Below are 25,269 nucleotides of genomic sequence, written 5' to 3' on the forward strand. Positions count from 1 at the left end.
CCTGGGGTTTTCCAGCAACCAGTTTGTTGGGGATTGATTCAAGGGCGACTTAGTTTTTACGTGGCGTGCACACGCCGGAGACCGACTGCGCAGAAGTCCGAGAGTTGGCTGCCAGTGCAATACGAGCCAGTGCGGGAATGGATTTAGAATGAGTGCGAGTCATAATCGAAGCTCGGTGATTTTCCACTGTTCGCTGGCTGATCCCGAGTTCGACAGCGATGTTCTTGCTGGGGTGACCCGCCAGCACCATGTCCATGATCTCGCGCTGACGATGAGTCAGGTTGTTAATGCATTGAGTGGCTTCCTGAGTCCAGGCCAGTTTTTTACTCGCGTCAAGTGAGTGCTCCAAGGCTCGCGCAACACTTTGAAGTACCTCACTACGACCAAATGGCTTTTCAATAAAATCCGACGCGCCGGCCTTCATGGCATCCACGGCGATTGAGATTTCGCTGCTACCGCTGATCATTACGGCTGGCAGGTCGTCGCCGTTGCGTCTTAATCGATGCAGGAGTTCAAGGCCTTCCATTCCTGGCGGATGAGCATCAACCAGCAAACATGCACGTAAACCGGGAGAGTAGTCCTCCAGAAACGCCTCGCAGGAGGCATAGTCCTGGACTAGATAGTCACTGGATTCAAGTATGCCTCGGATCGTATCGCGAAAAACATCGTCGCGATCCACTACGAATATGATCGATGTCCTTATATCGCAGGACTCAGTTTTCTGGAATTGCTCATTGTCGGCAATCGCCAGACGTTGCTGTGCAAGCAGGGAAGTAACAACGAAAATGACCTCTTTGAGCTTCGCGGGTTTGTTGAGCTGAGGACAGTGCTCAAACGCTACGTCACGGGAGGTTTGGCGTGAAATATCACCCGTCAGAATGATGGCGGGAATGCTGCGATGCAGTGTTTTGCGTAACTGAGTGATCATTTGTAAGCCATTGATCGATCCAGGCAGATTGAAATCTGCCAGTATCAGATCGGGTTGCACGCCGCCATGTGTGACGCTTTCGAGCGCAGATTCCCGGCCTTAGAGATGTATTATCTGTTCTCTGTCCCATGAAAGATGGTTGGGGAGTTTCATTCTGGTTTATCTCTCCCAACGGATGGCTTGGAGGCAAGCGCCCACAGGACCTCCTTTCCACCGAGCCAAGCCGCGTGGTTTCAGCTGCACACGAAGAAGCTAGCGGTGTCATGCATGGCTAGGTCCGCGAGGGCCTCGCCATAGGAAGTCACGAAGTCCCGCAGTACCCAGTCGCCGGACGCCCAAGAACTAAATTCTATGACGGCAAACTCTTCGCCGTTTCTAACGCAGCCACGGGCCCAGGGAGCTGCGGAAGTAAATTTCCGAAACGTGGAACAAATGCACGGTGAAACGTGGGAACTGAAATTCAGAAGCGGTAACGTCGACACCAGTTTGGAGTTTTACATGCTCCGAATTCTGAGATTTAGTTCGGTGCAGCACCCCGAAGTAAAACTTACAATTTCATGAAAAATTGAAAATCTGATACAGAATAACGGCTTAGTGCACTTTGTAAAGCTCCTGCTCGAATTTCTAGTGCAGAATTACTACCGCTTAACCTTAAACAGATTTTAGTCCCCGTTTCGGAGTAGAAGTAATTATTCGAAATGGGGAATGAACCTAAAACTTGCAAGGTGGCTCCGCTCTGCTAAGGTTATGAAAGAATCTAACCGGAATGCCCCTGACAAAAGGAATTGAATCAAAGGTCGGCATATCCTCATGCTTATCATGGGGATAGTTATGTCCGCGAAAAGTGTAACTTATAACTTCACATCCAGAAAAAGAGCCTTTGGCAATCACTGGCTCATATTCAGCAATAAAGCACAGTGCGTACTTTCGTTGCTCAGTGACCGAGAGGTCGCACATTGGGTGTTGAACTTAGAGTTCTGCTCAAATATAAAGTCATTTGAATTCGGTGATTATGAGGTAGAAATAGAGATAAATGGCGAAAAAATATTCGCGAAATATCGCCTGCGAGTAGAGTCTAATAAAGGTGTAGAGTATCACAAAATCTCGGTAAGTAAGGGCGAGCAAAGCAAACGGGATGCAGGCTTTCTGGATAATTTCTTATGGCGCGAGAAGCATATTAGATTTAGACATATTACGGATGAGGATCTTAATTGCCAAAGGCAAAAGATATTTCCGTTGCTGAAACTTTCAGCTTTTTTGACTGCCAGTCGAGGACAATACATTCCATCAAATCTAATAGATTCTGCGAATTTGTATTTTTCGAGGTTCAGAAAGGGGACGTTATTGCATTGTCTCGCTGCTTTAAATGAATACAGCAAAACCACTGTGATGTTACAAATATATCGCTTGTACAATTCTGGCAAGATTTTGATAGCTTTCGAGGAAACCCCATTTTTATTAGACTCAGAATGGAGCCTTAATAATGAATGAAAGAGGGAGGGAGCCAATTAATCCTATCTATGCGTCAGTCGATGCTGCGCAGGTGCCTGAAGATAAAAGGGCAGTGTTTCTGCGCCGTCGCTTAGCAGTGAGAATGCGCTTAGATGGGGAGTCATTGAGCGAAATTTTTGTGCAGACAGAGATCATTGCATCTGAGGTGAGTCGCTTAATCAAGCGATTCAAAGCAAAGGACGAAAATGGTGTTTGTTTTGGGGATGCGGCGTGCATCCCTGGCTTTAGAGTAAAACAATATGATCGAAAAAAACCAATCCAGCCAAAAAAAACTGAGCAGAAAGGCGGGATGGCAGGAGCAATGTCTAATCTATTAAAAAATTTTCCAAATATTCTGCCTCGTTTTGTCAAAAAAGTACTTCGGCAGGATGCACCTGTTGGGAAGGGAATGAAATATCAAAAGACACTTCTATTCCAAAATTTTTATGAAATATGCAGGCATGAAGGCGTAGGAGAAAATGACTGGCCTTTTTGCCAGCTCAGAGGCGCAAATAAAACTATATCAGGTCTGATAGATAAAGTACTGGAGCAAAACTTCCAAGCTGGGGCGCTAGCGGTTGGAGGTCGCTTGAGTCTCATTCATACTGCTGTTTGCAATGGGATTGAGTCATTGTTTGGTCAATGTGATGTTTTGGATGTATTAGAAATTGACTCCCATTTTCTGGATGGAAAATTTGTGCTTAATATTAAAGGGGATCGTCGGCTTACAACAGATGATATTGTCGACAGATTCTGGTTGATATGCGCACGATGCAGGAGAAGTAAAGCGATTTGCGCCGCCCGGTATGTTTTTTCAAGTCAAGTCAGCGCGCTGGATATATTCCAAGTGATTTGTGATGCATATCTTGGAAACTGGAAGCCAAGAGTAAAATTTAGCATCGCTGATCTGACGTACGTTGAAGGTGCGGGCATGCCATACTATGTTTTCCCCGAACTTAGATATCACAGCATTGCGGCAATATATTTCGATAACGCGATGCAGCACTTTGCCAAGGATGTTCAAAGCCTGTGCTTAGATAAATTGGGCATTGCAATTGACTACGGGCCGCTAGGTAATCCCGGGCGTAGAACAAACATCGAGGGATTGTTTAATACCCTGGCCAGTCATGTGCTTCACCCGCTTTCTTCAACAACAGGCCGACACCCTCACGATGGGCGATCAGACGTGCCCGAGAAGGCGGCGATTTATTATGATATTAATGTGGATGAAGCGTTGGAAGTATTAGATGTTTATATTGCTAATTATAATGCCACTCCTTGCGGTGGCGCCAACAAAGGAAATAGTCCTCTTGAGGCAATAAAAGCCTACAAGGATTGCGAGAATTTATTTAAACCCATTGTAAATGCAGTCCTAATAAACTCAAAGGACGTCAATTCTTTGTGTCGCAAGGTATTTGTCAGGGGCAGCATTAAAAACGGTATACGTCCACGCATCAAGCTGGATAAAGCGTTATATACCAGCCCAATTTTGGCGGAAATGCCGAGCTTAATAGGGCAGGAAATAATTGTTAGAATCGATCCGGATGATTATAGAACCGTCACTGCGTACTTGCTCAGCGGTCTACCTCTCGATGTGTTAACTGTAGAGCTCGCTTGGCGAGAATATAAACATAGCGTTCAAACAAGAAAGCTTATTAATAGAGCAGTGAGTAAAAAAGTATTCGAGATTTGTCGCGGTCAGCGCCCTGTTGTTGTATATCAAAACCATTTATTGAAATCGTCAACTGCACGGAAAAATTTAGAGTTGCAAAGATTGTTAGCTGAATGCCCGGAGCTCAGTGGGACTGCTGGTCACGTGGAACAGAGCATTGCTCGTAATGCTGAATGCAGTAATCAGAACGAGGATATTATTGAAACTCCGAAATGGCGCTCTCTTCCTATCTTCAATTTTGAGGACGAATAAATGCCTAATCTCAGTCATCCCGCATTAAAAACCTATTTTCGGCTGAATACACCTGTATTGAAGGAGGTCATAAAGCAAGTTTTTTTTGAAATTGCGATGCAAAAAACGGGGGTAATCTATCAGGGGCCTGCACGCATTGGTAAAACACGGTGTTCGAAGGCGCTTAGTGAAGAGGTGGGAGCCAAATTCAAGGATGTGTTGGTAATTAGGCTCATCGCTGTTGCTCGCGAAAACGCGAAGCATAGGTCTACCATAATACATCAATTGATTGAGCAGGAAAGGATACCAATCAAGTCGCGAGACAGTAGTATTGTGAGGTTTAACTTATTGGTTGATCGTATAAAAAACAAGATGGAAGAGAGTGGTAAGACTCATTTTTTACTAATTATCGATGAGTTGCAACGTTTTGCAAGCGCAGATTTCTATCAGCTGGCTGATTTGATGAACGTTCTCGATAGCATAGAAATAAAAATGACCGTGATATCCTTTGCCATGCCGGAGATCGTTGATCTGGTAAATGATCTTAAAAATGTCGAACAGTTACAAATCATCGCGCGATTCATGAGTGATGTGCGAGATATGTCTGGGGTGAGCAGCGAAAAAAATCTATTTCAAATTCTGAAGCTCTACGACAATGATATGGTTTATCCGTTGGGCAGCGGAATTACGTACACTCAAAGCTTTTTTCCAGAGGCTTTCGCGCGCGGCTGGAGAATCAGTTCGATTGCTCCTCAATTTTGGGCGGAAATGAATAACAAAGCGTCAGGCCGTTACGTTGGCAACCTACCAATGGAACATGTGACTAGAGTCGTACAATATTTTTTTTTAATGAGAAGTATGGTTGATGGGCGTGACGACGCTAGTCTTCCGATAACAAATGATGATATTCGGGAGGCTGTAAATGTTAGCGGGTTAGAGACTTTTTGTCGAACTGCTTCGATGGGTGTTAAGCGATGAATATATATATTCCAAAAAAGATATACCCCTACGAATCCTACATTTCTATTTTTTACAAAGTCATGAGATACAGCTACTTAAGGGGCGAGGATCTCCTCAAAGATAGTGGAACCACGTATAGTCAGCATCGAATGCCATTCGTAGTTCCGAACTGGTTGGTTTCGTCAGCATCAGAGGAGAGCGACTCACACATCCCTACTCAGTTTGCTCCATCTCAGCAAATTTTAAATCCAAAAGCGAGCATACGATTTTGTCCACTATGTATGGAAGTAGGGTTTCACTCGGTATTTTCGTGTATTAAATTTTATCGTTATTGTTCGATCCATGACGTTGAACTTGTCGAAATGTGCCCTGAATGCTTGGATCGTTTCAACGGTAATACTCCCATTGATTCCTATTTTTACGAACGGAAAATACGTGGTGCAACACAAAAAATTTGTAGTGTTTGCAACCTTAGCTGGCCTGATTTAGGCCATCGCTCTAATTTCAATGTGGATAGCGCATTTATGGCTAGAACGCTGGAAATTGGCAACCTCGAAGCAAAATGGTTTCGAGCGTTAATGCGGGGTGTTTTCAGTGGCTCGTATCATTGTGCAGATTACTATAGTAATGATATGGCTAGAGAGGCTTTGGTGGTGCCTATCGAGCGGCTATTGGGTATTTCAAGTCCGGACCGATTGGTCGGTCAGATATTTAGTCATCAACCAGTGCATTGGGTAACTCCTGACTCCCCGAATAATGAGCAATATGACTATCTTGAGCTTGATGATTATCAACCGATCCGGGAAACGCTTTATACTTGCTGCGAGGCGCTAGAGGACAAATATCTTCGTGGTCATCAGGATTGTTTGGCACGTATCAACTCGTTGACGGAGTATGGTGCAACGACTGGAGTTGTCTGTGGCTTTTGCTCATGTGCTTTGGCGTACGTCCTAATGCGGTTGAGGTTGGCTTGCATCAGGTGGCCTACAATCACCAGTGTTTCAGGTAAAAAGTCTGGATTCGACTGCTTTATCCAGCGGGCGCCATGCCCCTATAGCAGTGCAGCTATATCTAAAATTATTACCGCGTGCTATTTAAGCTTTCTAGGAGAGATTCAATATTGGATTGAAAAGGGTATTAGCTTCACTATAGTGTTGAATGCAGAGTTTCCTTGGTATAGAGCGGGAAAGCATCAGAGTTTTTTTATAAGGCGAAGTAGCTATCGCTTTCGCAACTCTTGTACCCAGGATTTGGATTATCAGCAGTTATTTAAAGTGACTCGGAGCTCCAAGACGAGCGGACTATGCATAATCTACGATGACAATGAAGTTTCCGTTCATAATGTTTTAACTTTCTAGGAGGTCGTAAGGCTGTATGGTTCTCGTCGGAGTACAGGGCGGTGTTCCTGCCTTAGCAGGCTTTTATTATATCCGCCGCTTTGATTGATCCAAGCCTAACACGCGGCCCAGAATTGGATAACAATTCAGTTGCACGGCTATTCAATAGATTTCCGGTCTGGAAGTAACCCATTAGCTACTAACACTGCGGTGTTCGGTCATAGTCATGATTTCACCTAGCGGCGCTCCTTGGCGTCCAGCCTCGGTGACAAATCCCGACCTTAAATTGTGCGCAGCCCAATCTCCCTCCAAGCCTGCCAGCTTCGGCCGACGCTTGCGCGATGCGCGCTACTTTATCTGCCGATAGGGCGTGCTTCCAACTTTGTTGCCTTTATACATTTGGCGAACAGCGGGCCACTGTCGGCGGGAGAGTCGGCCAGCCAGGCGAAAAGCGCTTGTGCTGCAGGTCCACGCAGCGGCGTCTCACGCCGCACACCGCCGGTGTCAGGCTTGGTTACGTAGAGGGCGTACAGCCAGGTGTCGGCATCGAGTTGACGCACACCGCCCGACCTGCAAACCCACCACTTCCGAACGGTAGCGACCGCCGCCACTCTAGGCCAGCAGGAGCAGCGCGCGGTCACGCACGCCGCGCACGCCGCGCACGCGTCGTCCGAGGTGGCGAGCAGCTCCTGCAACGGTTCGAGCATAATCGCGCTTCTTTTGCGCACCGTCACTCCCTAAAGTGACTGCGCTTTGCGCGCTTCGCGCAGTAGAGTTTTCAGCGCCGACGCCTCGATCGGGCTATCCCACTTATTGATCCGGTGCAATTTCCCCAGCAACGGCCAGGCGGTGACTGACGGTATAGAAGGCCAGTGCTCCAGGCTTGGCTTTGATTCGCTCCGCCACCAAGGCGACGTCTATGCCGGGCGGTAACAGGTGGCACACCCAACTTGCTCTTGCGGCTGCGACAGGTGATCGAGGACAAACCGAATCGCGACCGCCGGCGGCAGCGGGGCATCCTTCAGCACATGGTCATGACGCAGTTGCAGCCAGGCTGACCAGTAGGTTAGGGCGCTGCGGTAACGGCGTACCGTATTGGCAGACGTTCCCACAGCGATGAACGCCGCCGCGGCCTTCTGGGCCTTGAGCGCGAGGAAATGCGAGTCCAGCGGGGTTTCGTCAACCAAGATGTGCTCATTCGTAAATTCTATTACGTTCAACGTTTTTTAATTCCAATTAAAAAATAATAGAGTCGGATAACATTCTATTATCAGACCTAATATAGCTAGAGGTGGGTCATGGCGGTAGGGGTGCCGGAAAACGACGTATTTGCCGCCGTGGACGCGGTATTGGCGCGTGGCGAACGGCCAACAGTGGAGCGCGTGCGCCTGGAATTGGGTCGCGGTAGCCCGGCGCGGGTTGGCGGCCTGCTGGACCAATGGTGGGCGCGCCTAGCCGAACGCCTGAATGGCGAGACGCGCCTGCCGGCCCTGCCCGCTGAGGTATCGCAGGCTTTTGTCGCGGTGTGGCAGCAGGCGATCCACCTGGCTCAAGGCGTGGTCGAAATGGCTCTAATTGCGCAGCGTGAAGTGCTGGATGCCGAGCGCGAACGGGTGGCGGCGGTCGAGGACCTGGCGCGTCAGGATGCGGCGGAGGCCTTGGCTGGGCGCCAGTCAGCCGAGTCGCGCCTGGCAGATTTGGAACTGCTGCTGTCCCAACGCCAGTTGCAGATCGAGGATCTGCGACAGCAGCGCGAGAGCTTGTTGCGCGAGCGCCGTGAAGCTCAGCAGCACAACCAGACATTACAGCAGGAGCTGCAGGCGCTGCGGCTCAAGGCCGAGCAGGAGCGCGTAGCGCAGGAGAGCTACGTGCGTGGAGTTGAGGATCGCGCGCACCGCGAGGTAGACCGCGCCCGGGAGGAGGGCAAGGCTTCGGTGACTCAGCTCAAGGAGGTCGGGCGACACGTGGAGCAGTTACAACGGCGGCTGGAGTCGATCCAGACCGAGCTGAGTCAAACCCAGCAACGTGCCGCGGCACAGCACGCCCGCGCTGAAACGCTGGAGCAGCAATTGACGCAGGTGCGTCAGGTTCCCGCCGCCAAGCGTAAGCCGCGGAGTCGAAAACCCACGGCGTCGAAAAGCGAACCCTCAGGATGATGTCGGTATCCGAAGTGAATGTCGCGGGAAGGGCACCACGCTACCAAGGGCATAGCCGGCAAGTGTTTTTCCCCGGTTAGGTCTACAGGGTGTTCACCGACACAGGTTCGCCAATAGCATCCGGTCAAGGGGTAGCTTTCGATTGCTGCCGGTCGCGAAGGGCTCTAATCGACACCAAGAGCTTTATCCGTATGGGAACGCAGGGAAAACCATTGTCGCCACTTAGCCAGTCGTTTTGCTTTACGCCTAAACTTACAATGTTTACGTCGAAAGCTAAAAGTAAAGCAATCCTGGAAATGGATTGCTCTATTTGCACAAATATTTTACGTCAGATTTGGTAGCGAGTAACCTTTACTCGCACCCCATCGATATACACCTGATTATTTAAGAATTTATCAATTTCCCCCTCGCAACGAGAATGCTCATCGGGAGTCATAACAGAGATTTTAGAAAGTTTATTTCCGATTGAGTTTATCGAGGTGCCGATGCGCAAGCCTTGTCCATGCTGTTGGGCAGCGTTGCCGGCTTGGCCACCAGCACGTTGACCATCCATCCCTCGCACCTGTTCATGCCATTGGTCATTTCCCTGGCGTTGATGGCCACCGGTTCGGTGATGGACAGTTTCTCGAGCAACCTGACACGCCCGGCCAACATGTACTTCAGTCAGTTCTGCTGGCCTTCGGCGGAACGTTTTTCCTTGGACCGACAATGGTGCTTGGCGTCCGTAACGTGAGTATCAATCCGCGAAATCTGGTGAGTTTTTCGGTGCTGTTCGGGATTTGCCAGAGCCTAGGTGGCTTAATTGGTAGCGCGCTTTTGGGGACGTTCCAGATCGCTCGGGAAAAATTCCACTCCAGTCATATCGTCGAACGTCTGGCCCTGACCGATCTACAAGTGCTCAGCCGTGTGCAAGGCAGCGCCGCGAGTTACGCCTCAAGCATCGCCGACCCGTCCGCTCGAACGACTCAAGGTATACGCTCCCTGGCGACGGCCGCGACTCGGGAGGCGAATATCATGGCTTACAACAATGTGTTCATGCTGATTGCGGTGATCGCGATGCTGGCCATGCTTTGGATTCATTCGCAGCTTGTGGCTGATTAGCGCTACCAAAGCCGTCCCTCCTGTGCCGGCCAATGGAGCTTCGTCTTCATGACCGAACCGATCACCACGACCAACAACGCCATCGCCTCGACTCCCGAAGGCATGGCGCCGCATGGAGCATCCAGCACTGGGCCGCGTTCGTTGCCGGTGCGGATCATTTCGACTCTGGGTTTTGCCGCGATAGCCATCGTCGGGGTGTTGATCGTGCTGTTTGCCTGGGAGCTGCCGCCGTTCGGCAGCGCCATTGAAAGCACCAAAAACGCACTGGTGCGCGGCCAAGTGACGGTCATCGGCCCAAAGCTCAGTGGTTATGTGTTCGAAGTGCCGGTGCAGGATTTCCAGTTCGTCAAGAACGGGGACCTGCTGGTAAGGCTGGATGTCACTCGTGCGGCCAATGCACAAGCCGTCGCTGGGGTGGCTCAGGCTCAGGCCAGTCTGGAAATTTCCCGACAGGACCTGCAAACAGTGATCGTCAATCGCGGCTCGCTTGAGGCCGCAGTTGCCAGTGATGAGGCCGCAGTAGAACTGGCGCGGATCGATCTGTCCAACACGAGCGTGGTCGCCCCGCAGGACGGTCAGCTCGGGCAGATCAGTGTCCGCCTTGGTGCCTATGTGAACTCCGGCCCGCAGTTGATGATGCTGGTGCCGAATCAGCTGTGGGTAATGGTCAACATGAAAGAAACCCAGATGAACAATATACATATCGGCCAACCGGTAACCTTTACCGTTGATGCCCTTAATCACCAGAAATTCCATGGCCGGGTGCAGCGTATCTCTCCGGCTACCGACTCCGAGTTCAGCTTGCTGCAACCCGACAATGCTACCGGCAATTTCGTGACAATAGCCCAGCGAATCCCGGTGCGGATTACCGTCGATTCCAATCAGGCATAAAGCGAACGGCTAAGCCCGGGGATGTCAGTGGTTGTGAGTATTGATACGGCCGTGCAAAGCGATGCCTCCACCGACAATCCACAGTAAACAGATGAAGGCTGGTACAGGTTTGCGACTAGTTTCGATGGTCAGTAAGCACCATCTCCAGCATGTCACGAGCCAAAAACTAAACTTTTTAGCGCCGTACCCTGCAAGATGAGAATGCATCAGGACTTGTGATCGTTGTCGGCTTTCGTGTGAACCATCTGATAAATATGATTAACCACAGCGAAGAAGAAGCCCGTGGATAAACCGCACATGAGGATGCCAATCAAACCCTCGATCGGCCCAAACAACCTCCACGGCTTCGCGAGTGCCACGTCGCCGTAACCAATCGTCGCGTAAGTCACCCCGGAGAAGTAGAGCGCCGTTTCGATATCCGGCAGACATTCTTGCCACAGATAGAACATCCCCCAGATCGAAATTTCCATCATATGGAGCACAATCAGGTAAGTGGCTACCCATACCAGCCTCCAGCTAATCGCCCAGAGGTGCTGTAGATGGAGAGTTTCCAACCGCGCCAAAGCCCTCAGCAACCAGGCCAGACCGATTGCATGCACGATCACTGTACTGGCCGCCAGACCCCATGCGAAGAAGATAATTGAAGTCATTGGTGTTCCTCTGGGAGGCCAACAAATGTGTCGACTTATAGTCTCGCGGTTGCACTGGCCAATATCAGCATTCAATCGGTAGGTCAACGTAAAAGAACATAATTAGCTAACCCTTGGGCTTACGCTTTAGAGCATAGTGGATTGAATATCCTGGCAGTTTCCAAGGCGACTCATGCACCCGACAGAACGATCAGGTTTTGCTCGTCCGTGACGAATAGTGACCGGACGAAGGGCTGCCATATCGCACGATCGAATCGTCCTTAAACTCATAGACGTTTCCCCAAATGACTGCTTCTGTTCTTCGATCATTTCCAGGGAAGCATCGCTGATTTCCTATCGATTTGCACCGAGCCCCTTGAACTGGAGACTCTTGGCTTCAATGTGGGCGAGCCGGGACTCGCCCGCGATCGACTCGGAGTCGCGCCCGACCAAAGCGGTCGTCAGCTATATCGCCTAGGTTCTGTACGAAAATAGGGAAGAGGGCAAACTCATCAAAGTCGATGAGAATCCACAGCCGCTCGGCGCGTGGTTAGGATTGCTGGATAATTTTTCGCAGGGTTTCGAGATCATCGTCCCGGATCCTGCACTGCAGTAGAGGTAGTGCGGGCAAATCGATGGGGCAGGTATCAATCGCCGGCGAGCGATTTGTCCTGATGACGAAAATCGGTCGGCGACATGCCGGTCCAGCGCTTGAATGCGCGCGTGAAATTGCTGGTATCGGTGAAGCCGAGCAAGAAGGTGATCTCGGTCACGGAGCGTTCGCTCTGACCTTTTTCCAGATAGCTGCAGGCAAGTTCCTTGCGCGTGTTTTCGAATAACTGCTGAAAAGTGGTACCGCGCTGCGCCAGCTTCGAATGCAAGGTTAATGGGGTCATACGCAGTGCTTTTGCGACTTTGTCGCGGCCGCAATCGCCGTCGGGCAAAAACTCAATGATCTTTTGTTTAACGCCTGTAATGACATCGCTTTTGTCCAGACGGGCTAAAAAACCAATTGCGATAGTGTCATTGATCTGCGCCAGGTCGGGACAGGATCCGCCAAGACTTTGATGCATGTCGGCACTGTCAAAGACTAACAAACTGTCCGTCTGCGCAAACAAAACCGGTGCCCGAATCAATGCCTCGTAGGGCGCGGCACCACCCAGCGGCATTGCATGACAGAATTCCACCCGTGCCGGATTGAAGTTCGGCTTGTAGAGATTGCGCATCAGCAGAAGCAAGAAGCCGATAAATGAATCTTCAGCTTCACTGCATACTTCGGTCAGATACTCAAAGCGTAAAAGCACCTGGCCGTCGGTTTCAGTCACGCTGACTTTGGGGGCCTGCGTCAGTAGTCGCATATAGCGTTCCAGGCGCTGGCAGACATCCATCAGTGTTGCGCTGGCGACCAGCGCGTAGCCGAGCGCGTGCAGGTTCGTAGGATGCAAGTACTTTGCCACCATCAGGCCGAAGTAGGGATTGTTGGTGGCGTCGACACAAACGCGATAAAGCCTGGTCATGGCTTCCCGCGGCAGGCGGCTCATCGGATCGTTGGAAAACACCGGCGGAATCCCGACCGCGCGGAAGATTCGGCCACTGTCGACACCGGATGATTCAAGTGCCTTGCTAATTGCCTGCCCATAACCGGCGAAAATGGTGGGCTCGCCTATGCCGGAAATCGGTACAGCATCGGCATCGATTGGGGACGCTGGTGGTTTCAAATTGGGCATTGGTTTATCCATGCAGAAAACCGACGTGGATTTTTAAGGTGGCCGGGTTGAGGTAATAATCTGGCTACCCACACTCAGCGTGTCGGTCGTGCCATTTCTCGTTTGATTGTAATGAAATGGATATCTGCGGACTATGATTTTGCCCTCCATCTGTCCCCGTTGGGCGTGTCATTCATACACAGGACGTCCGGAGTTGTGGTTCTGAGCTTCATAGCGAATTCCCTTGGCGTTCTCCTATTCCAGTCGTCGCACCTCCGACGGGCCAAGCCCCGGATTCCTTAATTTTTGGCCGGTCAGGTCGCACCCTGCAATAAACAACCAACTGACCGATGCTTGCGATGCAAAGACCTGTATCCGCCAGATGCCCCTCCTAATATCGGTTCGTCAATTGTAGCCAACCAGACACCGGACTTAGGAGTCGTCATGACACAAGACGTATTGTTATTTCAGATGCAAGGTGCTGTTGCGCATCTCACCCTGAACCGTCCCAAGGCGTTGAATGCCCTGAACCTGGAACTCCTGACGGAACTTGGAAATCGCCTCGACGAGATCGGCAATAACGCAGAAATCCGTGTCCTGGTGCTGACCGGCAGCGGCTCGGCGTTCTGCGCCGGTGCAGACCTGAAAGCCGTGTTGGCAAGCTCGGAAGTGGCACCGGGCGAAGCGGATTTTCTGGATCACGCCAGTCTGGTATATGCCAAATTGCGCCACTTTCCCAAGCCCGTCATAGCCGCGCTCAATGGTGTCACGATGGGCGGTGGTCTTGAATTGGCCCTGTGCGCCGATCTGATCGTCGCCGCCGAGAGCGCCAGGATCGCCGATGCGCATGCCAATTTCGGCGTCTATCCCGGCGCCGGCGGTGCGGCGATCTTGCCGCGCCTGATTCCACGAAACATGGCGATGTATTTGCTGCTGACCGGGAAATCGTTGTCGGCCGCCGAGATGAAAGCTTGCGGTCTGGTATGCGAAGTCCATGCCGATGACGTCTTCCAGGACGCCGTATCCACACTGGCGCAGCACATCGCCGGCCATAGTCCGATCGCTTTGCGCCGCATGAAAGAAGTCGCGTGCTCCACGGCAGATAAATCTGCCGACGATGCCTTGCTGCACGAGCAGGTTCTGCTGCGCCAGCACTTGCGCAGCGCCGATCTTCAGGAAGGCGTGCAGGCATTTGCCGAAAAGCGCAAGCCGCAGTTTCAGGGCCGTTGATCTCCAACTCTCGTAGAGGATAAAGCGATGACTGAAGTTTACGTAGTCGGCGTCGGTATGACTAAATTTGGACGTCTTCTGGACTTGTCGGTGTATGACCTGGTCGGCGAAGCTGTGGGTTTGGCTCTGAAGGATGCCGGATGCGAAACTGCAGACGTAGGCTCGGTCTTTTACGCCAGCGTGACCAATGGCCAGTTTCAAGGTCAGACCTCGATTCCCGGTCTGGTCGCCATACGCCGCCTCGGCATTGAAGGTGTTCCGGTCTTCACCGTAGAAAACGCTTGCGCCTCCGGTTCTTCAGCCTTCAATTTGGCCACCATGGCGCTGCGCTCCAGTAGCTGTGACATCGCGCTGGCGGTGGGTGCCGAGAAAATGAATATCCCCGACAAGGCCAAGATGTTCACTGCCTTCGATGGCGGCTGGGACGTCTCGACGGTAGAAGAAAACAAGAAAACCTTGCTGGTCCTGGGCGAAGGTATCGCGCCACCGCCAGGCACAGTGTCCGAACGCCCTTACAGCGTGTTCATGGATGTGTATGCAGCGATGTGTCGTAACCACATGCTGCGTTATGGCACGACCCAGCGTCAGATCGCGGCTGTCGCCGCCAAGAATCACCAGCATTCGGTGCACAACCCGCTGGCGCAGTTCCAGATGCCATTAAGCATCGATGAAGTACTCGCTTCGCCGCCAATCTGTTATCCGCTAACAACCGCGATGTGTTCGCCCGTCAGCGACGGCGCAGCCGCTGTCGTGCTGTGCAATGCCGAGAGCCTCAAGCGCCTCAACGGCGCAGGTGGTCGTGCTATTCGTGTGCTGGCCAGCGTGATCCAGACCGGCTCTTCGCGCGGCCGGGACGAGCCGCAAAAGATCGTGGCGCATTTGGCCGCCAAAAAGGCTTACGAACTGGCTGGCGTTGCGCCTGCCGACGTCAATGTCGCTGAAGTGCATGACGCTTCCGCCATCGGCGAAATCCTCAACGCCGAATCCCTGATGCTGGTGCCGTTCGGCGAGGGTGGTCCAGCGGTCGAGCGCGGCGACTTTACGGTAGGTGGACGCATACCGATCAATCCGTCGGGCGGCCTGGAATCCAAAGGTCATCCGCTCGGCGCCACCGGCCTGGGGCAGATCCACGAACTGGTCACACAGTTGCGTGGCGAGGCTGGCAAGGGCCAGGTCGAGGGTGCCCGCATCGCCATTCAGGAAAACGGCGGCGGTCTGTACGGCATCGAAGAAGCCGTGGTCGGCGTCACCATCCTCGCCAAACACTAAATCCCGCCACTGGGCCCTACCACTGGGTCCAGTCAACAAGAACAGTGAAGGAAGAACACCATGGGACACGTGATGCGTACCGCTGAGCAGCTTGACGCCGTCGAGAGCTTCCGCCGTTTCCTGGCCGACAAGATCGACCCAGTGTTCAACAAGGAATACCGTGACAAATTCATCCCGCGCGAGAAGATGGCCGAGGTCATGCGCCAACTCACCGAGTTCGGCATGATCTCTGGCGCGGTCAGCGAAGCCAATGGCGGTATGGGCCTGGATTGGCCGACCATGATCATGCTCTTCGAAGAAGTTGCCGCTTGCTCAGTGGACCTGTCGACGCCCGTGCTGATCAACTCCTTCGGCGCGCAGATACTGGAAAAACTGGCACCGGATCACCTGCGCGAGCGTTACCTGCCGGACCTGATCAGCGGCGACCTGTTTGTAAGCATGGGTATCTCGGAATCGGACGTCGGTTCCAATGTGCTGGAGATCAAGACCCGTGCCCGTCGCGACGGTGACGACTTCATCATCAACGGTGAGAAAACCTGGATCAGCAACGGCTCCTACTCCGACTTCCTGATCTGCACCTGCCGCACCGGCGATGATCCGCGCAAGGGCCTGACGCATTTTTTGCTCGACCGCAAAGAGCACCCGTACGAAGTCCGCAACATTCACAAGATTGCCTTCAACAGCCAGTCGACCGCACAGATCTTTCTTAACGATGTTCGCGTCCCCGCCAGCAACATCATCGGCAAGGAAGGTGAGGCGTTGAAAAACACTCTGTCGCTCTTCGAGCGCTCGCGAGTGTTTGTCGCGGCTCAAGGCCTGGGCATTGGTCGCCGCGCACTGGAAGAAGCCGTGCGTTACGCCAAGGAACGCAAGCAGCACGGCAAGCTGATTGCCGGCCACCAATTGATCAGCGCCATGCTGGCGGAGATGGCAACCAACGTTGATGCGGCCCGCCTGCTGACCTACCGCGCCGCCGAGATGATCGGGGCCGGCATCCCGGCAGAAATGGAAGCGGCCATGGCTAAATACTTTGCCTGTGAAGCCGCGGTGACCATCGCCCGTCAAGCGGTGCAGATTCATGGCGGCGCCGGTGTGACCACCGACTTCCTGGTCGAGAAACTGGCCCGTGAAGCGATCATCGTGCCGATTCCGGAAGGCACCACGCAGATCCAGCAGCTGATCATTGGCCGCGCCCTGACTGGGGTCAACGCGTTCTGATCAACCGTCAGTTCCACACCTAACAATAACAACCCGGCTCCTGCGAGCCGGGCAGCGAACAGGGACACATTCATGCGTATTGAAGACAAAGTCATCGTAATCACCGGCGGCGCCTCGGGCCTGGGTCTGGCTACCGCGCGTTACATGGCGGGCGAGAAAGCCGCCCGCGTGGCAATTTTCGACCTGAATATCGAAGCCGGGGAAAAAGCTGTCGCCGAGATCGGCGCCGACCGCGCGATGTTCGTGCAGACCGACGTCAGCGATGAAGCCTCGGTGCAGAACGCAGTCGATACCGTCATCGCCAGATTCGGCGCGATTCATGTGTGCATTAATGGCGCGGCCGTGCCGACCGGTTTCAAAGTGCTGGGCAAGGAAGGCAAGGCTGCGCCGCTGTCGCGCTTCGCCCAAGCCACGGCGATCAACCTCAATGGCGTGTTCAACGTCATGTCCAAGTGCGCCGAGCACATGGCCAACAACGAAGCCGAAGCCGGCGAAGAGCGCGGTGTGGTAATCAACGTGTCGTCTGGTGCCGCCTACGAAGGTCAGGTGGGTCAGTGTGCTTATGCGGCTACCAAAGCTGGTGTGATCGGCATGAACATGCCGGCCGCACGTGAACTGGGTGCGATTGGGGTTCGGGTCAACGCCATCGCGCCTGGCCTGTTCCTGACCACCATGGTGGCCGGCCTCGACGAGAAAGTCCTCAATTCCCTGAAAGAACAGATGGAAGCCCCCAAGCGCTTGGGTGACATGCGCGAGTTCGCCCATTGCTGTGCCTTCCTGATCGAGAACGCCTACGTCAACGGCGAAACCATCCGTCTCGACGGCGCATCACGGCTAAGGGCCAGATAACAGACATTCATTAATCAGGGCGCGCTTCGCACTTAAAACGAGTAAAAAAAATGAGACTCGCTGACTACTTTGACGCTGCTGCTGAACACGATCCACAGGGCCTGGCCTTCATCGACGGCGCCACGCGCATTAATTTTGCCGATGCACTGAAGTTCGTCCATGCGGTGGCCCATGCACTGACCCGTGCCGACAAAGCAGGAGCTGGCAGCCATGTCGCAATCTACAGCCCAAACGATTATCGGGTAAGCCTGCTGCATCTTGGCGTGAATCTGGCGGACAAGGCCTGGATGTCGGTACACACGCGCAATACAGTTGAAACGAATGCCAAAATCCTCGACTACTTCGATACCGACATCGTGTTTTTCCATAGCTATTTCGAGAGCAGCGTGCCGGTATTGAAGGCAAAACTGTCGAAAGCCAAGCTGTATATCTGTATCGACCGCGCATCCGAACAGGGTCAATTCCTGCAGGACTGGCTAGCGGATTGCTGGACGCCTTTCCGTAACGCGCAAGAGAATCCGCTGGACGGGGCCTTCCTGCAACCCACCGGTGGCACGACCGGTCCTTCCAAGGGGGTCGTGCATACCCATCGCTCACTGGAAATGATGAGCCATGCGATGGCTTCCGCGTTCAAGATCACAGCGCAGTCGCGTCATCTGGTGATTGCCCCAGTGACCCATGCGGCTGGAGTGCTGGTGCTCGGTTTCGCGATTCGCGGCGGCACCAATATCATTTTGCCGGGCTTTGACGTGGACGCCATTCTGAATCTGATCGAGGCAGAAAAGGTCACACACCTGTTTTTGCCGCCGACAGCCGTCTACAGCCTGATGGCGCATCCACGCACCAAGCAGGCAGACTTCTCATCACTGCAGTGCTTCATTGTGGGCACCGCACCGATCGCACCCGAGAAGTTCAAGGAGGCGGTAAAGGTGTTTGGCCCGATCATGTATGAAACCTACGGTCAGACCGAAACCCTGTTTCCGAACGTGGTCAAAGGACCGAAAGGCTATCTCAAAGCGGATGGCAGCTTCGACGAGGATGTGGTGTGTGCCGCAGGCAAGGCCGTGGACGGGGCGCGCATCGGCATCATGGACGAGATTGGCAATTTGCTGCCGCCAGGTGAGCGCGGAGAGATTGTGGTGCGTTCATCAATGGTCATGCAGGGTTATTACAAGAAACCGGAAGAGACGGCTGAGGTGTCCACCTTTGGGTGGCATCACACCAGCGATGTCGGCGTCATGGATGCGCGCGGTTTCCTGACCGTTGTGGACCGCACCAAGGACATGATCGTATCCGGCGGCTTCAACATCTATCCGGTGGAAATCGAGAAGGTCATTCAGGGCCATGCCTGCGTACTGGATTGCATCGTCATTGGCGTGCCGGATGACAAATGGGGCGAGGCCGTCAAGGCAGTGGTGCAACTCAAGCAGGGACAGCGCGTCAGTGAAGAAGAACTGATAGCTCTGTGCAAAGAGCATCTGGGCAGCACCAAGGCGCCGAAGTCGGTTGAGTTTTGGGTCGATTTGCCGCGAAGCGCTGTGGGCAAGCTACTTAAGAAAGATGTACGCGCAAAATTCTGGGGGGACCGGTGGCGTGCAGTTTGATTGCTTGAAACGCTCGACCATATCACGCCCCCCCACAAAAACCGCGTACCCAGATTGATCAGCAAACATCGGGCGGGCAGCGGCGGGGGAGTCGAATGCATCAATGTCCAGCGCAGTCATTCACTTAATCAAATACCGGAGAAGCCACAATGGAAAAAACAAATCTGATAAAAGAGCACACACTGCCTGCACAGAGTCGACGCAGCTCTCGTCTGCCGTTTGACCTGGCGCTTCCCGTGGTTGCGGCGCCGATGTTCCTGCTATCCGGTCCCGAACTGGTGATCGCCGGTGCCAAAGCCGGGATCGTTGCCACCCTGCCGGCATTGAATGCCCGCAGCTCCGAGCTGTTCGATCAATGGCTGGCGCAAGTCACAACCGAGATCGCCCGACACAAGGCGGCGCACCCGGATCAACTGACCGGTCCTCTGGCGGTCAACCTGGTGACCCACCGCAGTAACGAACGGCTGGAAGCCGATCTCGCGGTCGTAGTCAAGTACAAGGTCCCTATCGTATTCACCGCAGTTGGCGATCCGAAAAGTGTAAACGAGGCGGTTCACTCCTACGGCGGACTGGTGTTCGCTGATGTCGCATCGATACGTCACGCGCGGCGCGCGATTGACGGCGGTGTCGATGGACTGGTGCTGCTGTGTGCCGGCGCCGGTGGCAACTGCGGGAAACTCAATCCCTTCGCGTTCGTGCCGGCGGTGCGGCAATTCTGGGACGGCCCGATCGCACTGGCCGGCGCGATCGGCGACGGCCGCGCCATCGCAGCGATGCAAATGTTGGGCGCCGATCTCGCCTATATGGGCACACGCTTTATCGCGACGTACGAGAGCCTGGCCAGCGAACAATATCGGGAAATGTTAGTGACCAGCGACGCTGACGATGTGGTGCTGACCGATGAGGTCACCGGCATTCCGGCTAATTTACTCCGCAGCAGCCTGGTCAAATGCGGCTTTGCACCTGACGGCACGCGAAATGGCACCGGCATCGATGTCAACAAGGAAGTAGAGGTATTCAAACGCTGGAAAGATATCTGGAGCGCCGGCCAGGGTGTCGGCGCCACGGATCGCATATGTAGCGTAGCCGAAGTGATAATACAGCTGAAGAACGAGTATCAATTGCATTGTTGAGGAACCAGCAGCCGGCCGATACCCGACACGTATTGGCCTGCGCTGTCATGGAGAAAAGCACTATGAAGATCAGCCCCCCGGTCGACCGCACACCATTACATACCCGGCAAGTGGAATGCCAAGGCTATCTACGGCACGATGGTATGTTCGATATTGAAGGCCATATCACCGATGCCAAGAAGTACGATACGACGATGTCCAACGGCAGAGAGCTGAAAGCCGGGCAACCTTGGCATGAGATGGTGCTCAGGCTTTGCATCGATCGTGATTTCACGATTCATGACGCCGAAGCGCTGACCCTGCATGGGCCAGCCGTGACGTGCGGCGAGGTCAACACCGACTACCGCAAGCTGATTGGATTGCGCATCGGTGCGGGATTCAGTGCAAAAGTGCGGGAAATTTTTAGCGGCCGCAGCGGTTGCACTCATCTCACCGAATTGCTCGGCCCAATCGCCACCACCGCTTATCAAACCATCTCAGGTCATTTATTGTCGCAACAAGGCAGCCTGGGCTGGCACAGCCCGGTGATGAAAGAGGTGGCATCGAACCTGATCGATTCGTGTCACGGCTGGAGAGCCGACGGGGAGACGGTCATGCGGTTTTTTCCTGAATTACAAAAAAAACACTAGCGTAAGGCGCTGCGCTTAAGCGGCTCAGGTGACGCCGAGAAATTCAGTCAAGACGGTAGATAAAAGCTTGTGATTTATTACGCGAAACTGACAGGCCGTTTGACTGACTTCTGCTTCATACGAATGGCTGCATTGGATCCAGGCTGTTTGAAAACGTTTTAGAGCGGAGTTTGACTGTCAGAACCGCAATGAAAATTGGGTTCCTACGCACAGTTCAGGTCTGCTGACCAACCAAGCGCTGGTAGATTTTAAGTAGCAACGCAGACTTCACCTTGAATAAAGGGTGTCATGGGCGATCCTTGCGATGAACTCCTCAGAAATCATAACAAGGGTTCGCGGAGGAGTTTTTGTAGACTCTGAGCCAAAAGGATTGGTACCAGCTAACGCAAAAGGTCGGTAGCTGAAGCATATGGGAGTTTGTAACGAAAAGGTCGTCAACAACCAACTGGATGCGCAGGTCTATCTACCCCAATTGGACAGTAAGATCGTTGCGCGCACAGCTTTCGGCGTAGCGCCGAACCAGCGCTGGCACGCCTTGTTGAAGGAACTTTGTTCGGCATAGCCGAGCAGCCCGGTGATCTGCGCCATTGGCATACCCTTTTGCGCCAGGTATTCCTCCGCGCGTTGACGCCGGACCCTGTCCACCAGGATCGAAAAGCTCAGTCCCTCCGCCATCAGATGTCCTTGCAGCGTGCGCTCGTGCATGCAGACATGTGCCGCCACCTGTTTCAAGTTGCATGTATTGGTGTCCAGCAGGCGCTCGATCAAGGCACCGACCTGACCGGCCAGGCTCATCGGCCGTTGCCCGATGATACTTTCGACATACGATTGCGCCATGCGAATCAGGCCGGGCTGGGACGGGTCTATCTGCAGCGCCAATACATCGGCATGGATCTGCAGCGCATTGACCGCTTCCCGGAAACGCACCTCGCAGCCGAACCAGTCGCGGTAGCGCCGCTCCGGCAGGCTGGGCGCATGACGCATCAGCACGCGTGTGGGGCGGACCGTTTCGCCCGACAACATTTTCAGCACATTGCATACAACCCCCAACGTTAGCTCTATCGCCTGGTTGCGTTGTGGGCAGCCCTCGACATCAATGGTGAACGCGATGCGGCGTAGTTCTGGCGTGTCATCGGCTTCCACCGCGATACGCAGGGCCGGGCTGTGGTAATGCAAATATCGGCCGATCACGCCGAAGGCCTCGCCCACTGTCCGCGCGTCCTGCCCGATGATGGCCAACGGTCCCAGCACCTGCAGCCCTTGCCGCGCGGCTAGCTGCAGGCCGAAATCTGCGCATTGCAAGCATTCGGCGGTCGCCTGCAACAGCCGGATAGCATTGCTGTAAGGCACCATGCCCTCGTCGTCATCGAGTGTCGCGGGAGCAATCTGGAACAGCGCCAGCAATGGCAGCGGATCGCCGCCAAGCTCGCTCACTAGCGCCCGGTAACCGGTCAGGGACGCACTCCGCACCATGACTTGCATTGCCTATTCCCTTCTCTGACCTTCGTCTCAGGACAAAACTCTTTCGTCTTAGGACAATATTGTAACCGAACGGCGGCGCACACTTCATTTCGCCCTCTGATACGGATCAAGAAATACCAGTAATTGCGCCTGGGCGATCTACACCTATCCGCTCGGCTCGTTTGGTCAACTTCAAGGGCCCCTAGAGCATTCACTTTGCCACCGTCGGCAGTCCAGAGGAGCATCACCATGTTGTACGAAAGCATCGATACCGCGGCCATCAATGACGAAGACCTGCCTTGGGTTCCTTTCGCGCCCTACAGCGATGAAGTTTTCATCAAGTACATCAAGTGCGACCCGGTTCGTGGCGAGACCATCACCTTGCTCAAGGCCCCGGCTGGCACCACGCTGCCCAGGCACTACCATACCGGCACCGTGATCGTTTACACCGTCAAGGGTGGCTGGAAATACCTCGAGCACGACTGGATCTCCAAACCGGGCGGCTTGGTGTTCGAAACCGCCGGCACCAGCCATACCCCGATCGCGCTAGAGGAGTACGGCGATGAAATCATCACCCTGAATATCACCCAGGGTGACCTGCTTTATTACGACGAGAACGACAACATCTGCGCCATCGAGAACTGGAAATCGAGCGTGGAGCGCTACCGCGCCTTCTGCGAAGCCAATGACATCGAAGCCAAGGACATCACCAGTTTCTCGGCCTGACTTACCGCGGCGATCAGCCCCCTTCAAGGGACCGCCGCCACCTGTCTGACAGCCATTTAAGCGACCTTGAGCTGATCGAGCATTGCTGATTGCAGACGCCCACATTCCCGCTGGAAAACCGACATGGCCATACCCAATCTGAAGAACAAGAGAGTCCTGATCACCGGTGCCGCCTCTGGCATCGGTAGGGAGGCGGCTCTTGCGTTCGCCCGCCGTGGTGCCCATATCATCGCTACCGACATCAACTCAGATGCGCTGAAAGGTGTGCAAACTGAAGTCGAAGCTTTGGGCGCAGCCTGCATGACTTACAAGCTCGATGTATCGAGCGAGAGCGAAATGCAAGCATTCGCTGAGCATATTCACACCACACTTGGGCCGCTCGATGTACTGATCAACAACGCTGGAATCGGCTACCTTGGCCAGTTCCTGCAGAGCGATCTGGCCCATTGGCAACGGGTGATGGATATCAATGTGATGGGCGTGGTGCATGGCTGCTATCACTTCATCCCACAAATGATCAAGGCCGGGGGCACGCGCCATGTGCTAAACGTGGCCTCGGTGGCCGGCATCTACCCCTCGCCAACGATGGCGGCCTATGCCGCATCGAAACATGCGGTGTTTGGTTTCAGTGAAGTACTGAAGATGGAACTGGCCGATACCGATATCGGCGTGACCACTGTTTGTCCCGGGGTCATCAATACCCCGATCACGCAGGCCCGAAGCAACATTTCGCCATCGGTCAGCGAAGCACAGCTCAAGCGTTTGCATGCGTACTACCAGGCCAAGGGCTGTGAACCGGAACTGGTCGCCGAAGGCATGGTCCGCGCCGTGCAGAAAGGCCAGGACCTGTTGCTGGTCGGGCCGTTCGCCAAGCTGATATTCCACCTCAAGCGCCTGTCCTTGGGCCTGATGCGTCGGGTGATGTTGAGCGACGCGCGAAAAATCGGTTACCTCTGATCATTGCTTTCCCCGGCCACCCGATGTCCAGCAAGGTCAATCCGATCTGGATTGAACGGTGTTGAGCAGAGGAGTCCTGGCTCTAGCGTTCTGCAGCTTCCTGTTTTTCCCACTGTAGAGATATAGACATGATCGTTGGAAGAGTCCGCGAGATTTGGCGCTACCCGGTGAAATCAATGGGCGGCGAAAAGCTCTTGAGCTGCACCGTAGGCAACATGGGGATACCTGGTGACCGGGGCTGGGCCTTGCGTGACGATGTCGCGGGTGAGATTCGCGGCGCAAAGAACATGCCCACACTATTGCAGCATGCGTCGCGTTATCGCGAACAACCAGTCAATGGGCAGACTCCACACGTTGACATCCGCCTGCCGGACGGTACCCACATTGGCAGCGATGACCCGCAGGTCAACGCCCGATTGTCAGCACTGCTGGGACGCGCCGTTTCACTGTGGCCGCTGCAACCCGCCAGCGACAAAGCCCATTACCGCCGTGGGCAAGCTGGAGCGGCCTTTATTGGCATGCTGAGCCGTAATCGGGTGCTGCGGCCGCTGCTGGAAAAACTGTTGCCCTACACCAGCTTTGAAACCATGACGCGGGAACTGCTTAGCCGAGAGCCGGGTGAGCCACTGTTGGATTACGCCAGCATTCCGTCCGAGCTGTTTGAGTTTACCTCGCCGCCAGGCACCTACTTCGACCTGGCGCCCCTCCATCTGCTCACCACCTCGTCGCTCGCCGCGATGAAGCGGCTTAATCCCTCGGCGGCGTGGGACGCACGGCGTTTCCGCCCGAACTTCCTGATCGAAACCGAGGGTGATATTGAAGGCTTGGTCGAAGCGGGATGGGAGGGACGGACCTTGCGGCTGGGCGGGCTGTCCTTGACGTGCGGAATCCCCACCCTGCGCTGCGGGATGACGGCCCACGCCCAGAGTGATCTGCCCAAGGACTCGACCGTGCTGCGTAGCATCGTACGTGATGCGGGGCAGAATCTCGGCATTTACGCCCATGCCACAAAGTCCAGCCAGGTCGCCGTAGGTGATGTGGTGGAGTTGCTTTGAGACTGCCGTGGCACCGCCCATCGTCGACGCCGCACG

19 protein-coding genes and 3 pseudogenes are annotated in these 25,269 nt (G+C 54.0%); 17 read left to right on the plus strand and 5 right to left on the minus strand.

Annotated elements, in window-relative coordinates; translation table 11 throughout:
• Positions 1 to 49 precede the first annotated feature (49 nt).
• Positions 50 to 988: a response regulator gene (locus tag JFU37_RS26845; RefSeq protein WP_342214992.1), complete on the minus strand. Its 939-nt coding sequence runs from the start codon at positions 986 to 988 to the stop codon at positions 50 to 52.
• A 771-nt stretch (positions 989 to 1,759) separates the two neighbouring features.
• Here JFU37_RS26845 and JFU37_RS26850 point away from each other — a divergent pair.
• Genes JFU37_RS26850 through JFU37_RS26865 form a run of 4 tightly spaced genes read left to right on the plus strand, consistent with a single transcriptional unit; the run spans position 1,760 to position 6,640 of the window.
• Positions 1,760 to 2,419: a hypothetical protein gene (locus JFU37_RS26850; RefSeq protein ID WP_201120040.1), complete on the plus strand. Its 660-nt coding sequence runs from the start codon at positions 1,760 to 1,762 to the stop codon at positions 2,417 to 2,419.
• Positions 2,412 to 4,343 (plus strand): hypothetical protein, encoded by a 1,932-nt coding sequence (locus JFU37_RS26855; RefSeq protein ID WP_201120041.1) that lies wholly within the window; start codon positions 2,412 to 2,414, stop codon positions 4,341 to 4,343. Before JFU37_RS26850 ends, JFU37_RS26855 begins: the two co-directional genes overlap by 8 nt.
• Positions 4,344 to 5,300: an ATP-binding protein gene (locus JFU37_RS26860; protein WP_201120042.1), complete on the plus strand. Its 957-nt coding sequence runs from the start codon at positions 4,344 to 4,346 to the stop codon at positions 5,298 to 5,300. It abuts the gene before it with no gap.
• A complete protein-coding gene (locus JFU37_RS26865; protein ID WP_201120043.1) occupies positions 5,297 to 6,640 on the plus strand; it encodes a hypothetical protein in 1,344 nt (447 codons plus the stop codon). Before JFU37_RS26860 ends, JFU37_RS26865 begins: the two co-directional genes overlap by 4 nt.
• Before the next feature lie 52 nt (positions 6,641 to 6,692).
• Here the strand turns inward: JFU37_RS26865 and JFU37_RS26870 are convergent.
• Positions 6,693 to 7,839 (minus strand): annotated as a pseudogene (locus JFU37_RS26870) (tyrosine-type recombinase/integrase).
• Between the two features lie 78 nt (positions 7,840 to 7,917).
• Here JFU37_RS26870 and JFU37_RS26875 point away from each other — a divergent pair.
• From JFU37_RS26875 to JFU37_RS26885, 3 genes and pseudogenes are all read left to right on the plus strand, one after another.
• Positions 7,918 to 8,775, plus strand: a complete 858-nt coding sequence (locus JFU37_RS26875) for a DNA-binding protein (RefSeq protein WP_201120044.1) — start codon at positions 7,918 to 7,920, stop codon at positions 8,773 to 8,775.
• Positions 8,776 to 9,277: 502 nt separating this feature from the next.
• Positions 9,278 to 9,928 (plus strand): annotated as a pseudogene (locus JFU37_RS26880) (MFS transporter); the annotation flags it as partial.
• Positions 9,925 to 10,764, plus strand: a pseudogene (locus JFU37_RS26885) (HlyD family secretion protein); the annotation flags it as partial. The pseudogenes JFU37_RS26880 and JFU37_RS26885, both read left to right, overlap by 4 nt.
• Before the next feature lie 209 nt (positions 10,765 to 10,973).
• On the opposite strand, the gene JFU37_RS26890 reads toward JFU37_RS26885, so the two are convergent.
• Both JFU37_RS26890 and JFU37_RS26895 read right to left on the minus strand, forming a co-directional pair.
• Positions 10,974 to 11,417 carry a potassium channel family protein gene (locus tag JFU37_RS26890; RefSeq protein WP_201120046.1) on the minus strand — a complete coding sequence of 148 codons (444 nt, stop codon included), beginning with the start codon at positions 11,415 to 11,417 and terminating at the stop codon, positions 10,974 to 10,976.
• Between the two features lie 626 nt (positions 11,418 to 12,043).
• Entirely contained in the window at positions 12,044 to 13,123 is a 1,080-nt protein-coding gene (locus JFU37_RS26895; RefSeq protein ID WP_201120047.1) for an AraC family transcriptional regulator, read from the minus strand.
• A gap of 423 nt (positions 13,124 to 13,546) precedes the next feature.
• On the opposite strand from JFU37_RS26895, the gene JFU37_RS26900 reads away from it, so the two are divergent.
• The 7 genes from JFU37_RS26900 to JFU37_RS26930 all read left to right on the plus strand — a co-directional run bounded on the left by JFU37_RS26900 (position 13,547) and on the right by JFU37_RS26930 (position 21,034).
• Positions 13,547 to 14,332 (plus strand): enoyl-CoA hydratase/isomerase family protein, encoded by a 786-nt coding sequence (locus JFU37_RS26900; RefSeq protein WP_201120048.1) that lies wholly within the window; start codon positions 13,547 to 13,549, stop codon positions 14,330 to 14,332.
• 27 nt (positions 14,333 to 14,359) lie between these two features.
• Complete coding sequence (locus JFU37_RS26905) at positions 14,360 to 15,601, plus strand: thiolase family protein (protein WP_201120049.1); 1,242 nt, start codon at positions 14,360 to 14,362, stop codon at positions 15,599 to 15,601.
• A gap of 60 nt (positions 15,602 to 15,661) precedes the next feature.
• Positions 15,662 to 16,819: an acyl-CoA dehydrogenase family protein gene (locus tag JFU37_RS26910; RefSeq protein ID WP_201120050.1), complete on the plus strand. Its 1,158-nt coding sequence runs from the start codon at positions 15,662 to 15,664 to the stop codon at positions 16,817 to 16,819.
• 72 nt (positions 16,820 to 16,891) lie between these two features.
• Positions 16,892 to 17,668, plus strand: a complete 777-nt coding sequence (locus tag JFU37_RS26915) for an SDR family NAD(P)-dependent oxidoreductase (RefSeq protein WP_201120051.1) — start codon at positions 16,892 to 16,894, stop codon at positions 17,666 to 17,668.
• A 50-nt stretch (positions 17,669 to 17,718) separates the two neighbouring features.
• Complete coding sequence (locus tag JFU37_RS26920; RefSeq protein WP_201120052.1) at positions 17,719 to 19,272, plus strand: class I adenylate-forming enzyme family protein; 1,554 nt, start codon at positions 17,719 to 17,721, stop codon at positions 19,270 to 19,272.
• 149 nt (positions 19,273 to 19,421) lie between these two features.
• Positions 19,422 to 20,405, plus strand: coding sequence for an NAD(P)H-dependent flavin oxidoreductase (locus tag JFU37_RS26925; protein ID WP_201120053.1), 984 nt, complete (start codon positions 19,422 to 19,424; stop codon positions 20,403 to 20,405).
• A 62-nt stretch (positions 20,406 to 20,467) separates the two neighbouring features.
• Complete coding sequence (locus JFU37_RS26930) at positions 20,468 to 21,034, plus strand: DUF2889 domain-containing protein (protein ID WP_201120054.1); 567 nt, start codon at positions 20,468 to 20,470, stop codon at positions 21,032 to 21,034.
• Positions 21,035 to 21,493: 459 nt separating this feature from the next.
• Here the strand turns inward: JFU37_RS26930 and JFU37_RS26935 are convergent, their stop codons facing one another.
• Positions 21,494 to 22,516, minus strand: coding sequence for an AraC family transcriptional regulator (locus tag JFU37_RS26935; RefSeq protein WP_201120055.1), 1,023 nt, complete (start codon positions 22,514 to 22,516; stop codon positions 21,494 to 21,496).
• Positions 22,517 to 22,744: 228 nt separating this feature from the next.
• Between JFU37_RS26935 and JFU37_RS26940 the strand changes: the two genes are divergently transcribed.
• The 3 genes from JFU37_RS26940 to JFU37_RS26950 all read left to right on the plus strand — a co-directional run bounded on the left by JFU37_RS26940 (position 22,745) and on the right by JFU37_RS26950 (position 25,233).
• The gene (locus JFU37_RS26940) at positions 22,745 to 23,221 is read left to right on the plus strand and encodes a 2,4'-dihydroxyacetophenone dioxygenase family protein (protein WP_201120056.1); all 477 of its coding nucleotides are present in this window, start codon (positions 22,745 to 22,747) and stop codon (positions 23,219 to 23,221) included.
• 123 nt (positions 23,222 to 23,344) lie between these two features.
• Positions 23,345 to 24,178 carry an SDR family NAD(P)-dependent oxidoreductase gene (locus JFU37_RS26945; protein WP_201120057.1) on the plus strand — a complete coding sequence of 278 codons (834 nt, stop codon included), beginning with the start codon at positions 23,345 to 23,347 and terminating at the stop codon, positions 24,176 to 24,178.
• Positions 24,179 to 24,306: 128 nt separating this feature from the next.
• Positions 24,307 to 25,233, plus strand: coding sequence for an MOSC domain-containing protein (locus JFU37_RS26950; protein WP_201120058.1), 927 nt, complete (start codon positions 24,307 to 24,309; stop codon positions 25,231 to 25,233).
• The last annotated feature ends 36 nt before the right edge of the window (positions 25,234 to 25,269 follow it).

The sequence above is a fragment of the Pseudomonas sp. TH41 genome, from assembly GCF_016650695.1.
In the GTDB taxonomy this organism is placed as follows: domain Bacteria; phylum Pseudomonadota; class Gammaproteobacteria; order Pseudomonadales; family Pseudomonadaceae; genus Aquipseudomonas.